General features: G+C 44.8%; 6 protein-coding genes. 4 read left to right on the top strand and 2 right to left on the bottom strand.

Going from position 1 to position 14,912, the window contains the following annotated elements:
- The first annotated feature begins 134 nt into the window (after nucleotides 1-134).
- From BET10_RS00545 to BET10_RS00535, 3 genes are all read left to right on the top strand, one after another.
- Complete coding sequence (locus BET10_RS00545) at nucleotides 135-1,124, top strand: substrate-binding domain-containing protein (protein ID WP_070982870.1); 990 nt, start codon at nucleotides 135-137, stop codon at nucleotides 1,122-1,124.
- A 161-nt stretch (nucleotides 1,125-1,285) separates the two neighbouring features.
- A complete protein-coding gene (locus tag BET10_RS00540) occupies nucleotides 1,286-3,994 on the top strand; it encodes a CHASE domain-containing protein (RefSeq protein ID WP_070982869.1) in 2,709 nt (902 codons plus the stop codon).
- Nucleotides 3,995-4,618: 624 nt separating this feature from the next.
- Complete coding sequence (locus BET10_RS00535) at nucleotides 4,619-4,969, top strand: hypothetical protein (RefSeq protein WP_070982868.1); 351 nt, start codon at nucleotides 4,619-4,621, stop codon at nucleotides 4,967-4,969.
- Between the two features lie 24 nt (nucleotides 4,970-4,993).
- Here BET10_RS00535 and BET10_RS00530 read toward each other — a convergent pair whose 3' ends face one another.
- Entirely contained in the window at nucleotides 4,994-6,496 is a 1,503-nt protein-coding gene (locus BET10_RS00530; RefSeq protein WP_070982867.1) for a response regulator, read from the bottom strand.
- A 205-nt stretch (nucleotides 6,497-6,701) separates the two neighbouring features.
- Between BET10_RS00530 and BET10_RS00525 the strand changes: the two genes are divergently transcribed.
- Nucleotides 6,702-12,272 (top strand): two-component regulator propeller domain-containing protein, encoded by a 5,571-nt coding sequence (locus BET10_RS00525; RefSeq protein WP_070982866.1) that lies wholly within the window; start codon nucleotides 6,702-6,704, stop codon nucleotides 12,270-12,272.
- A gap of 39 nt (nucleotides 12,273-12,311) precedes the next feature.
- Here the strand turns inward: BET10_RS00525 and BET10_RS00520 are convergent, their stop codons facing one another.
- Nucleotides 12,312-14,735 carry a TonB-dependent receptor gene (locus BET10_RS00520; RefSeq protein ID WP_070982865.1) on the bottom strand — a complete coding sequence of 808 codons (2,424 nt, stop codon included), beginning with the start codon at nucleotides 14,733-14,735 and terminating at the stop codon, nucleotides 12,312-12,314.
- Between the last annotated feature and the right edge of the window lie 177 nt (nucleotides 14,736-14,912).

Here is a 14,912-nt window from a genome sequence, read left to right as displayed (position 1 = left end):
CGGGTTTTTACAAAAAATACATCCGCTTGGTTGCAACAATCACTTTGTTAACTAGGTGTTTGAGTTATAGTAATGCTTTGTTAACCAGAATGTTGCAGTTGCTTAATTGGCTGTGTGGCAAGTATTAAAAATCCATGAAAATACAAAAACAACTCAAACTGACTGTCGTTGCTATGCTGGGTCTGGCGTTTAACGCTACGGCACAAATAAAAATTGCAGTAGTGGGTAAAACTAAAAACGATACATTTTACGAGCAGTCTTTTCACGGTTGCCAAGCATTTGCCAAGCAACATAAAGACCTAACATGCATTTATGAAGGTGCTGATGATTACCAAGATGTGCGCACTCAGGTTTTAATAGTAAGGGAGTTGGTGCAGCAAGACATTGATGGGTTATTGATCTCTACAACCGACTCACGCTATCTGGTTGAAGGCGCGCTCAAAGAAGCCAAGGAAAAAGGCATTCCGGTGATCACTTTTGACTCTGACTTATTGACTCAGCATCACCAATATCGGCTGGCATACGTTGGCACCAATAACTTTGATTTTGGCAAAGCACTGGGTGAGGTTGCCAAAAAATACAAAACAGAACCATCACAAGCGGTGTGTATTCAGTCGGGTCACCAAACCACACCTAACCTTAATGAACGCATTCGTGGTGTCAGGTACGCGCTATTTGGCAGTGATCAGGTGAGGTTCTCAGCCAGCCATGGCTGGTATGAGTATGAGCGCTGCCCGCTTTATACTATGGGGCGTCGCGAAGATGCGCTGAACCAGTTACTCAATATCATTAAACAGCCAAAGCCCCCTATATTTTTGGCCGTGGCGGGCTTTGCACAGTTTAACGGCGACTATATTGAGGCGCTGACACCATTCAAAGAGCAGATAGCGAATGGTACATTGAGCATAGTGTCTGCTGATACAGAAAATGTGCAATTACAGGCTTTGGCACAAGGGTTATCTACAGAAAATATTGGTCAAAACCCATTTGCAATGGGCAAGCTCGGAGCAAGTTTACTATTTGATGTGATAACTAAAGCAACATTGCCGACTCAATCTCAGTATTTTTTAGATTATCACTATTGTAATAAAGGCAACGCGACAACCTGTACCACAAATCACTGATAGATATATTCATCTCTATTGATACTTAAGTGTGGAACAGCGGCTTGTAAAGCAGTGATTTGGTTTGGCATTGTGATATGTTGAACCTATACTCAAATTAACTTCCACCAGCCCTTACGTTACAGGATTGTCACATAGTGGCTCACAGAGAAATCGTAAACATGGAAAACGCCGTTAATCACTCAGCTGGTGAGCCAATATCACTATTTAAGATAATGTTTTTACCTATCTTGATCATTGTGGCGGGGTTGTTTTACGGCAAAGTTCAATATGAGGAACAACAGCAATTACGTCAGCAACAAATACATCAGGCCTTACGGAGTCGTTTAGAGCGTATTACTGAGGGAGTGCAGCAGCGTGTAGCGTTATATCAATACGGTATCATAGGCCTGCGAGGCGCGGTTTCGGCATCTGGAGAAAACAATTTTGATTACTCAGCCATGCAGCGCTACATGAATGCAAGAGATTTCATCAGAGAGTTTCCAGGGGCTAGAGGGATTGGTGTCATTCGTTTAGTTAAGCCACATGAACAGGCTCAGTTTGTGGAGCAAGCAAAACAACAACGTCCTGATAAATCTTTCCAAATTAAACAGCTTACACCCCATGATAAAAGCCGCTTTATCATTCAGTTTATAGAACCTGAAAGGCGTAATGCCAGTGCGGTGGGATTGGATATTGGCTCGGAATCGATGCGCAGGCGGGCGGCGCTAGAGGCGGCAATGAGTGATGAACCTAGGTTGACTGCCCCGATTACTTTGGTTCAGGCAAATAATAAAGCACAGCAGGGCTTTTTGATTTTAATGGCAATATACCGCTCAGATGCGCCATTTAAACCAAGTGAACGATTGGATAATGTGGTTGGCTGGAGTTATGCACCAATCTTGATTGATGAAATCCTCTCATCAATGCGCTCGCTAAGTGACGATATTGTTATGTCCATTTCAGATGTAACGCCCGATGATGGTATCGTCTTTTTTACTCATGGAGATAAAAGTCATCAGTTAAACGAATATAGCCAGTACCAAAGAATCACGCTCTTTGGCCGTCAGTGGCACATATCTTTAAGTGCTACCTCGGCGTTTATTTACGAGCTTGAGTTAAAACGGCCCATACAATCAGCTATATGGGCGGTTGGATTGTCATTATTGCTGGCCATTTTAGTGTTTAGCATACAGTTGGTATTACTCAAAAAACAACAACTTAAACAACAGCATTTTGAGGCAGAAAAAGTAAAAGGGTTGGCGTTGGAGCAGGCCAATCTTCACCTAGAGCAAGAGGTTGCGCTGCGCACTAAGCAGGCGACTGAAATCAATATGTTACAGCAGAGTATTTTAACCTCTGCAAGCTACGCCATTATTGCCACGGACGAGCAAGGCGTGATCACCTTGTTTAACCCCGCGGCCGAGCGGCTGTTAGGGTATCAGGCGAGTGAACTCGTTGGCAAAGCCAGCCCCGCGATGTTTCATCTAGAAAAAGAAGTGATTGAGCATAGTAAAGCGATGAGCAAAGAGTTGGGTATGGATATAGCGCCCGGCTTTGAATGTTTTGTTGCCAAAGCAAAAACTGGGGTGATTGATACCAACCGTTGGACCTATGTCAACAAAAACGGCAAGCATATACCAGTGCGTTTGAGCATTACCGCACTAACGGATGAGCAGCAGCGGGTGTTTGGATTCTTGGGGATAGCATATGACTTGACTGAGCAACTTAACCGCGAGCGTGCGTTGTCTGAGGCCAAAGAGCAGGCAGAGCTGGCAACGCATGCAAAGTCGGAGTTTTTGGCGAATATGAGTCATGAGATCAGAACGCCCATGAATGGGTTATACGGTACATTACAATTACTGAAAGCGGAGCCTTTGCGAGATCAGGGGCGGGAGTTGTTAGAAAAAGGAATTTATTCAGTTAAAGCGCTGCGGACCATCATTAATGACATTTTAGATTTTTCCAAGATAGAGGCAGGCAAGTTGACGCTTGATGAGCAGCCATTTAGCCTTATGCGGCTTGTTGAAAACCTCAAATCTGAGTTGTCCGTGGTCGCATTTTCAAAGGGCATAGCATTAAGGTTTGATATTGATGTACTTAGCGATTATTGGCTTGGTGATGAAGTGCGTGTGCGTCAGATCCTACTGAATCTTGTGTCTAATGCCATTAAGTTTACCTCCGAAGGGCAAGTCGAAGTGCTGATCCGTGAATTGCCGCAAAGCGAGCATTTGGTGTTTCATGTCATAGACTCGGGCATCGGTATGAACGAAGCACAGATAAGCCGATTGTTTCAACGCTTTGAGCAGGCGGATAAATCAACCACCCGTAAATATGGCGGTACGGGTCTTGGGTTGGCGATCACTCACTCATTGGTCACTATGATGCACGGCAGTATTGATGTACAGAGTGAGCTGAACAAAGGCAGTGTATTTAATGTTACGTTGCCATTGCTAAAGTCGCATCAAAAACCAGTCGCGACACCACAAGAAATTCCAGACTTAGATTTAACCGGAGTTGATATTTTGGTGGCGGAAGACAACGACATTAATCAGGTTGTTGTAAAGGCAATGTTAGCGCCGACCAAAGCGCGCATCACTTTAGTCCAAAATGGTCTTGAGGCCATAGAGGCGGTAAAAGCAAATAGGCCAAGCTTGGTGCTTATGGATATTCAAATGCCGAAGATGGATGGTGTTGAAGCTTGTAAGAAAATAAAGCAATTCGCGCCCACATTACCTATTGTTGCGCTTACCGCCAATGCGTATGAAGAAGATAAACGTCTATATGAGCAGGTGGGCTTTGACGGTTATGTAGCAAAACCAGTAGAACAACATGAGTTGCTGTTTCAGGTAGGGGAGCTGTTAGCAAAAAACAGTGATGAAGTTGGCTGACAATTGGTTATGATATATGTTGGGCAGCTCAGGTTGGTATCGCGTACTTTCCCAAAAAAGACTGGCAGCAATATCAATTCCATCTTGGACGTAAAAAAGAAGCTTGCTTGGTCGCAAAAAACAGCCAAACCAGCTATGTATACTCGATTTTATGTTAATTTACATGCAGATAGCGCTTTTTCTTAATGGCTGAGTATGACCAGAACAGCATCAGTTTATGCATTTTACATTGACATATTTTTATATGTTAATTAACATTTCCGTGATTTATCAATCAGTATTGCGTACTTACAGTACAGAAACAGGGAAAAGTAATAATATTCACCGATGGATACCTTATGGGTATTATCGCCATAGCCTATCAGCCTGAAACATTACTGACACGATAATTAATGCCTGTATTTGACTCAGGGTTAATGCCCATAAGGGCAAACACGTTGGGTATTTACATACATTACAAATACAAATTCACTTGCGTTGCCATTTAGGTTGTGAAGTCAGGCTGATGTTATCACGTGGTAAGCGCGAGTAACCCTACGATAGTGTGAGTGAGAAGGTTTTTAGATACCCCTGCAAAGTTACATACGTAGCGCATCATTTTATCTATATGGAGGAAGCAACAGGATGCAACCCATACTAATTTTTATTGTATTAATGATAATTGCAATGGCGCTAGCTGTAGGCATGATTGTGCAAGGGCATGGCTGTAATCGCGCAGAATGCTGGCTTCGAAGCTTCTTTATTAAAGGGGAGCCTGAGGAGCAAGTGCCCGAAAAAATTCAAAATACCGCTTATTATTTGATGCTTGAGCTGGGTGATTTATTAGAAGGTGAAAAGGACATGGACCAGTATTACGGTGTTAAAACGGTCTTTAATCATGTCAGCGCATTGCGAGCAGAAACCTTGGGTTACAACAATACCAAGGTACCGCTCAGGCCAGATGAAACGCCTAGTTATTTGAAAGTGGTGAAATAGTTCACCACGACGCTTGATAGCCTGTTAGCCCAGCGGTAAGTGAACAAAAACCTCGGTTCCTAGGTTATCATCCGTACGAAAGGCGATAGTGCCATGCTGTGCCTCAACCAGCAATTTTGCGATATAAGTACCCATCCCGAGCCTCCCTGGTTTGCCAAAGCTGACAAACTTCTCAAAAAATTGCTCTGTCAGATGTGTTGGAACTGGATCTGAATTATGTATGGTGATCACAACATGCTCATCACTTTGGCTGGCGTTCACATTGATGCTTGGCCTCGTTCTTGAAGCTTCTAACGCATTTTTAATTAGGTGGCTTAACAAGGTATGGGTGAGCGTCAACTCTCCACGATATTCCAGATCAGCAGCAATTGAGGTATGCACACTGAGTTGCTGTTGTTTGAGCGTGTTGGCTAGGGCAGCTAACACCCCATCCACAACGAATAGCAGGTTATGCGACTGAGGGTTGAGTTGGTAGTCATTGCGCTCAATCTTAGCAAGCGCCGTTACACTATCAAGGTGGAGCTGTAATTGCGCACAGTTGTGCTGAATTTCTTCTAGATAATGTCTGGCTTTTTCACTTTGCTGTACGTGACTCGATAATAATTCGCAGGCATGCTGAATCACAGAAACCGGTTTGGTGAGCTCGTTTTGGTTGAGGTTATCGAACTCGTCTCTTAGTCTTGCGTTTTCGAGCATTGTATCAATCTGAGCGCGCATTAGACGGTGTGATTCGATGCCGCGACAATGGGCCTGCACTCTTGATTTCACAATCGCAGGATTAGCCGGTTTGGTGATGTAGTCCACAGCACCCAAAGATAACCCCTTAATGACATGCTCAGTTTGTTCCAAGGCAGTTAAAAATATGACGGTTATATGCTGGGTATTGGGGTCGGCTTTGAGGCGACGACACACTTCTAGGCCATCCATTTCGGGCATCATGATATCCAGCAAGATAATATCTGGCTGTGGGTCGCCCGCACAGATTTGCAATGCTTTTTTACCGTTGAGTGCAGCACGAACTTTATAGTCTCGGCGTAGGATGTCACTGATGACTTTGATGTTGTCAGCCACATCATCCACAATCAGTAGTTGTATTTGCTCTTCTTGTGCGACAGAGGCTAATTGTGCTGAGTCGCCTTGAAATGCTCTAACGGGCCGATTTAAGGCGCGTTGGATTCGAGCTTTAAGTTGTTTACTTGAAAATGGTTTTACGATGAACTCCGATACACCACATTGAATTGCGCGAACAACATGTGCTTGCTCTATCGTTGAGGACATCATCAAAAAGGGAATTTTCGCGGTGCGTGGCGTGGTGCGAACCTGAGTCAGAAACTCAATGCCAGTAAGCCCAGACAATTGCCATTCACCAATGATCAAACCCACGTCATTGTAGGCGAGTTTTTCAAGCGCATCGTTACTGTTGGAGCTTTGGATAATTTTAATATTACCCATTTCATTCAATACGTTCGTGATCATTGCCCTTACCGCTTCAAACGGCTCTACAATCAATACAGTCAACTGGCTCATGTGGAGTGCCATAAATACTCGCTACATCATTTAGGGTTAGTCTATTAGTAATAGCATACGAATGATCAGATGCATCATGAAGGGTAAATATCCTTAGCTTTATGAAATTACTGTTATAATTTAGCTTTAGCTGCAATAACTTTCATCAGGGCTGACAGCTGAAATATACTTTTAATTCAATGCTGTAGCCAATCTGGAGTGTCGTGTGAAACTGCCTCAACTGTCTTTTATGCCCATCATCTTTGGTGTGCTGTTGTTGTTAGTTGGCTTAAATACTGGCCACGTGAGGGCGAGTGACACGTTAAAAGTTGAGCACATTTCGGCCTATAACGGGCTTTCAAACCCACAAATTTACGCTGTTGCCAGAGACCCGCAAGGGTTTATGTGGTTTGCCAGTGCCGATGGCGTCATGCGTTACGATGGGTATCAATTCATCACCTACAAAAATGATCCCAGTCGAGTGGACTCATTATCGGCGAACAGTGTGGCGACGATTTTGTTTGATAGCCAAGGTCGGTTGTGGGCGGGCACTTGGGGAGGTGGCCTCAACCTGTGGCAAGGTGAGCAATCATTTATGCATTTTCGCCACGATGCCAAACAAGCCGACTCACTGGGATCAGACAAAATACAAACTTTGTTTGAAAGTCAGGATGGAACGCTCTGGGTTGGTACAAATGGGGGTGGCCTAAATCAGCTGGTGGGTGAACAAGGGACGTTCAAACGCTTCTTGTTTGCTAAGCAACCAGCTGATTTGGAAGGTAAGAATCGCGTTTGGAGTATCAGTGAGGATAGCCGTGGTGCTATTTGGTTTGGCACATCTCATGGCTTGCATAAATTGGACAGGCAAACTGATCTGCTAGTGAGTTTTGATATGGACTCCAGTGAGTTAGATCATAATGAAGTTAGGCAAGTCTCTTTTGATGCTCAAGGTAGAATGTGGGTAGCGACACGACGCAGCTTTGGTTTATTCAGTGCAGATACGGGACAGTATCAAACATTTGATTTGCCTGAAGGTGGCTTGCCGAGTGTTTCTAAAATGCTACATCACCAAGGGGAAATTATTCTATCAACCTTTGCTGGTATTTATCGCTTTTCTATTATTAAACAGCGCTTTGTCAACACACCACATGTTTCAAAGCTAGCATTGTTACCCAGTCGTGATGTTCGCCAGGTATTGATCGATGAAACAGGGCTGCTATGGGCGGCGACACGCTATTCGGGGATCATCAAGGTTTATCCAAACCCACCAATGTTTACATCGCATCAAAACTATCTACAAGATTACTTGCTGTCAGGTCTGTTTAGACAAGTGTTGAGTATTGCTCCTGCGCGCCAAGGTGGTGTATGGCTCGGCACTGGCCGTGGTTTAGTTCACTTTGATGGCAAACAGACGTTCACCCCTTTTGCTCATAACAATGTACTAACAGGAGATTACCGTCTTAGGGTTCACAAACTAGCCCGTAATCAATATGGTCAACTTTTTGCTGCTACTAACTTTGGTTTATATCGAGTTGATGAGCAAGCCAAAGAGCTTCATGCTGTGGAGCTGTTTTGGCTTTCCGACCCTCGTCATTCCGTCGAAGATATTAGTTTTGACCAACAAGGCTGGGCATGGCTGGCGCTGGCCGGTCAGAACGCGGTCATTCGTTGGCGCATCGGTAGTGATCAATATAGCGCTCTGTTGCCAAATGTTGATGCAAACTTCGTATTTATTGATAGTGAACAACGGGCTTGGGTAGGCACAGATGGTGAGGGCGTGTTTAGGGTCACTGCCAATGGGCGTGAATCGGTACAGTTTATAGCGCACAGCGATGTGGCGAGTCTGAGTGACAATTACGTCAATCAGGCGATGGAATATGACGAAAAAGTTTGGCTTGCAACGAATAATGGGCTTACCAGCTATGATTTAAAAAGCAGGCAATTTACGCGCTATGCCAATACCGCTTCAGAGACATCGCTTGCCATAAAATCGATGATTGCAGATAAACATGGGTACTTATGGCTGGCTACTTCAAGTGGTATATACAAGTTAGACACGCAGACTCATGTCTTCCATCACTTTAGTGTGCATGATGGTCTGGCCAACAACCACTTTTTAGCGCGCTCACAAGCCGCCAGCCAAGGGCAAATTTTATTCGGCAGGGTTGATGGTATCACGCGCTTTGTGCCTGAGCTGGTTCGAGTCAATCGAGTTGCGCCGAAACTGGTATTTACACAGGCTTGGGTCGATGAAAAAAGCGTACAAGATTTTACTCAGCCGATTGTCATGACGCCTGAAAATCATAGTTTACGCGTACATTTTTCTGCACTGGATTATCAGTCCAATTTAGACAATCGTTATCGCACTTGGTTGGTTGGGCATCACAGTGATTGGGGTGATATTACCGCCGAACACACTGTCACCTACCGAGACTTGCCACCGGGTGAGTACGAGCTGCGTATTCAAGGTAGTAACAATCATGGGGTTTGGAACCGTCAGGGCATTGCAGTCAAGGTAATACGCACGCCGGCTTGGTATCAAACGCTTTGGTTCCAGATTTCTCTGCCAGTGTTTTTACTGCTGTTGATAAGCGGAGCGATTTCATGGCGCTTTAAGCGCTTAAGTAAGGCCAGCTTACGGCTAGAAAAGCGAGTTGAAAGACACACACAGGAAATTTTAGTGCTGGCCGAAGTCGGTAAAGACGCCGCTGCAAGTCACGATATGCGCGCCATCTGCCACACGATATATACACATTTGCGCCAGACTCTGGCATGTAACTTTTTTGCTGTGGGTGTGTACCATGACAAGAGCAAATTAGTCGACTTTATTTTTGCACAGCATAATGACAACCCGTTATCGGTACTGGACGTGTCTGTTAAAAGCGCGCAGACAATAGAAAGCTACTGTATTAAGCACAACACAGAATTGTTATTAGATAGTGAGGCATGCTGGCAGGGGTATGGGTTAAATATCCAAGACAGTTTGAATGGCGAGCAAACACGGACCGCGTTTTGTATGCCCTTAGTTGTGGATGGCAAAATACTAGGTATTTTTACAATTCAGTCCAATAGCGAGCAAGCTTATAACGCTGCGCAGTTGAGCATTTTAAGAGTTGTTGGTAATCATTTGGCGGTGGCACTTGCTAACTCACTGTCTTACAGTGAACTTAAAGATGCTGAACAACGCCTAGAGCTTGCTATGCAGGGAGCGAATGCGGGCATGTGGGAGTGGGATAGCTATAGAGATATTTTGGTGACCAATAGTACTTGGTCATCCATGTTGGGCTATTTGGGTGATGAGCCTGAACAAAAATTCGGTAAAAGTGTTGCCCGTTGGCGAGCCTTGATCCACCCAGATGACTTTGATCACGTACAGGATACGTTGATAGCTTATTTTAAAAAACAAACGTCGATGTTTCGCTGTGAATACCGTATGCGTACCGCTGATGGCACATGGAAATGGATTTTGACAATTGGTCGCAGCATGCAGCACGATGCGAGTGCGCAAAAAAAGAGTATTTTTGGCATCAATATGGATATTTCGGATGCGAAGCATTTAGAAGCCGCATTGAAGCAAGCAAAAGAGACCGCTGAGCGTGCCACTCAGGCCAAATCTGACTTCTTATCTAATATGTCTCATGAAATTCGTACGCCCATGAATGCCATTATAGGGATGAGTTATTTGGTATTGGATACAGAGCTGGATCGCAAGCAGCGAAATTATGTTGAAAAGATTCATCGCAGTGGTGAGTCGTTATTAGGCATTATTAACGATATCTTAGACTTTTCTAAGATTGAAGCCGGTAAGCTGGATATTGAACTTGTGCCCTTTTCGATTGAAGAGGTACTGTCGAATTGCGTTGACGTGCTCAGTATCAAAGCTCAAGAAAAAGGGCTGATGCTCAATATCTCGTTAGACCCACATATTCCTAGACAGCTGCAGGGAGACCCATTACGCATCGGGCAGGTATTGCTTAATCTTGGCTCTAATGCCATCAAGTTTACCGAGCAAGACGGGCAGGTCATGATCAACGTTACACTTGAGCAACAGTTCGATGATAGGGTGACGCTGGCCATCGCTGTGATTGACTCTGGTATAGGCATGACTGATGAACAACAGCAAAGGCTGTTTGAGTCTTTTAGTCAGGCCGATTCATCTATTACTCGTAAATACGGCGGTACGGGGTTGGGTCTGGCGATTAGCCAAAAGTTGGTCACGCTCATGGGTGGAAAAATAGAATGTCAAAGCACGCCAGAGATAGGGAGTACCTTCTCCTTTAACTTGTCAGTGCAATGCCTCACGGATGAGCAGATAACCAAGCCTCAGTTAGCGATTAAACATGCTTTGGTTGTGGATGATGATCAATACGCCAGCCGAGTGCTATCTATGTACTTACAACATGCGGATATACAAACGCATTGCTACAGTGCAAGCCAAATAGAGCTGCTTAATACGCAGTTTGAGCACTCAGATATTCTGTTTGTCGATCAGCAGGCACAACATATTATTGACAAGTTCAAAGAGCAACAACCGACTGGTTTGGTGGTACTCATGGCACCTTACGACACACACCATTTAGAGCACTGTGTAAGTGGCGATGACATCATATTACTAAGCAAGCCTATCTTCCCCACACCACTTTATACACATTTAAAGGAGTTGAGTGGTGAAAAGAGACCCGATAAACAAGTTTATTCTGAGCATGTAACCTGCCAGCCACTTGCTGGGGTAAACTTACTACTCGTTGAAGATAACGAGTTGAATCAAGAGCTAGCAGTTGCATTGTTGACGAAGCAAGGCGCTCAGGTCAGTGTTACTGGCAATGGCAAACAAGCACTCAGTAAACTTCAAACACACACTTTTGATGGTGTGCTGATGGATTGCCAAATGCCGCATATGGATGGCTATGAGACCACTCGACAAATTCGTGCTCAGACAAACTTTGCGCAGTTGCCCATCATCGCGATGACCGCCAGTGTCACCAAAGACAACCAACATGCGGTTAAAGCCTGCGGTATGAACGACATTATTTTTAAGCCCATTGATATTGCCCATATGGTCTCTACCATACAGCAATGGGTTAAGCCTAGCATTGCGATAAACACTGAACCCGTTAAGGTCAGCGAGCAGGATGTGAGCGCATTTGCTGATATTCAGGGTTTAAACCCAAGACAAGGGCTGCACATTGCTGGTGGCGATATCGCATTGTATATACAACTGCTAAAACGCTTTGTAGATAAACAAGGTTCACTCTTAAGTGAGTATGAACACATGATATCTCTACATGATGAAGAGCAGTCAGACACTCAGCCTGCGGCGTCGGCATTAGTGTTAAATTGGGCGCATACCATGAAAGCATTGGCAGGTAACATAGGCGCTTATCAGCTCCAAGGAGCGGCTGGCGAATTAGAACAAGCGTGTATGGTGAATACGCAGCAGCTCAGGCCCTATATTGACCGAGTAGGTCAACAAATTGCGCCCATAATTGATGGCATTAAACACGCCTTGCGGGCATTGAAGCCGCACTATAAAGCGGCAGATAAAACACTTAATAGCGCATTAAATACCGCTCAGGTGAGTAATAAGTTGACCAGTTTGGCGACGATGTTAGAAGACAGTGATACAGATGCAGCGGACGTGGTAGAGGAATTACTTTACATCATGCACGATGAGCGCTGTAAAGGTTACTTGAAAAAGCTCAGCAAAGTTCTGGATGAATATGATTTCGATACAGCCAGTGAGCTCATGCTCAAACTAATGAGCCAATGGCAAGTAACACATCAAGATAGTGAATAAATCTATTTGTGTGGGCCATCTTGGATGGCCCACACACTATTATAGGCTCATGCTGAAACTAAGTTTTACATTACGTTCTTCCCCTGGCATGCCGCCTAGGAACATCGCTTTACTGTAGTACTTTTTGTTAAACAGATTGTTTAGGTTGAGTTGTAGCGTCCAGCTGTCAGTAACGTAGCTTAGGGCTGAATCAAATACGGTATAACTGGGAACATAGCCATCAGGGATCCCAAATGATGTTGAGTGGGTACTGCGTTTATCAACATAGTTTGCACCTAGGCTTAGCTCTATAGGGTGAGCCAGTGCAGCCCAGTGATGAGCGTAGCTTAACCAAGTGCCAGCGCTGATATACGGTACGCCCTTTTGGCGACTGTTGTAAGTCGTTTCATTATTGGGATTGGTTTTATCACGCGCGTCTTGATAAATGGCATTCACATTAAGCTTCCAATTGTCATTCAGGTGCGCGTTCAAATCCAGCTCTACGCCTTTGGTTTGCTCTTTGCCATCATAGAAATAGCGAGGTACATCGGCAGCAGACACGGCCTCATCATACTCTGGGTTATTATATTGTAGATTTGTACGCGCACTTTCAAATATCACGACAGAGGCAAGCAATTGATCGTCAAACGCTTTAAAGCGCAAACCAATATCGTTGCTGAGTGACTCTGAGTCGTCACGATCTTGCTCCGTGCCCGATACGCTATCAAGAATTCCGTAGGCCGTTCGACCTTTTGCATGGTTGATAAAAACAGAGAGGTTATCGGTCGGCATATAGGTTACACCCAGGTTGTAGGTAGCCCCCATATCAGCGGTATTTTGTTCTGGCGTCGGTTGTGCGGCGCTGGCTCGGTAGCGTGCATCAACACCAAAGTGTTCGTAGCTTTGCTTGATTTCATTAAATGCCACACCAACGCGGGTGGTAAAGCCATTATCGAAATAGGCAACATGTTGCACACCTGTGCCCCAAGCACTAACGGTTTTGTTGTAGTTGGCAGTATTGAGTGGATCATAATCCTCGAAACGGCCTTGTGCCCAATTCGGTGAGCGAATGTCGAAGATATAAGGCAGTGTACCGCGATATATCACATCACCTTGTTTGTTCTTGATCACCTTATCCGCGTCGTAGATTGAATACTGTTTGAAGCGAATGTCACGATCTTCATAATTCGCGTTGACCAATAGCTCTTGATTGATATCTGCTAAATTAAAGTCATAACGCAAGTCTGCAAAGTATTGCCATGAACGTTCATCTGCGCTGACTTTACGGTACTCCTGACGTCTGGCTGCAAAAGGGTATAGCTGCCCATCAAGCACCAAAGGCGCGCGAGGGTCAGCATTGATAGTCCCTCTTCGATCCCAATAAACGTAGTTGTAAGCACCGGTTTGACGCGCAAAGCCTGTGTCATAGTCGCGGTATTGCAGCTGCTGGTTTAAGAACAGATTATCAGTTAAATAGAGGGTATGCGTTAACTTAACGCGCAGCTCTTCGCCTTGGTTGTCGCTGGCCATTGGGGAGATAAGCCCTGCATGACCAAATGAGTATGGCGTCAGCCCATCATTGTCTGCCAATGAAGTTGCTAAGCGTTGGCGCTGTTCATCAGTAAGTTGAATGCCCTCGCCGTTTGGGTCGTTGATGAGATCTTGCCACGTGGCTTGTGCTGCTGATTTATTGCCAACAGACTCAGCATTATAGATACGAATGGGGTGGCCTATCGAATCAACAGCAATACTATCTTTGATATAAGCTGTGGCAAGGGTTAGATCTTGGTTATCATCGACCAAGTAGCGAAATGACAAATAAGCTTCATCGCGGTCATTGTTGAGATCGCGAAACCCTTCGCTACGTTCATGTTTTGCGACAAAGCGATAAGCCAGTTGATCCGTTATGGCATTGGTTGAATCTAAGCCCATGGCATAGCTTTGCCACTGACCTAGCTCAATGTGCATGGTGTTGTGTTGCTCAAACTGAGGCTTTTTCTCTATTAAGTTGATGACCCCCCCGGCGCTACCCATGCCATATAGGCCCGTTGCTGGCCCTTTCAATACCTCTACCGACTCTACATTGGTCAACGAGCGCGTTGGGTTAAAGGTATTGCCAAGCCCTGCTCCGCCATACATACCGTCATAGGTGTAGTTTGCGCCTAGGCCTCGCACCACGAGGTTGTCGCCAATACCATAGTTGTTACCCGCCTGTGTAACACCACTAATATTGCGAACCAAGTTCTGTAAGTTATTGACGCCTTGAGCCTTGATCATAGCTTCGTCAATCACAACGACCGCTGCGGGGGTCGCCATTAGTGACATGTTTGATTTTGTTGCCAGTCCAGAATTCATAACCACATCATTTTGTTTACCATAAACGCTGATGCGTTCCACGCTTGGATCATGGCTCTGTTCATTGGCTTGGGCCGTGGTGGCGACTAAGCACGCTAAGGTGACTAATGATAGGTTAAAAGTTTGCATAAAAAATTCCGACTAAAAAATAAGGTTGCGAATATTAATGGTTCTCATTTAGATTGCAATAAAAATTAGTCTGAAGGACATGGCTTTTTGAACGGTTAAAGCTGAGTTAACAGTGCGCTTACCAAAGTGGCGTATTTATTACATGAAGCTGATGTTTTCAAAACAAAACTTGTCGCG

Origin of the sequence: Pseudoalteromonas amylolytica (genome assembly GCF_001854605.1) — a bacterium.
Classification (GTDB): domain Bacteria; phylum Pseudomonadota; class Gammaproteobacteria; order Enterobacterales; family Alteromonadaceae; genus Pseudoalteromonas; species Pseudoalteromonas amylolytica.
The sequence above is the reverse complement of the archived record's forward strand: the minus strand, read 5'-3'. Positions and strand labels throughout refer to the sequence as shown.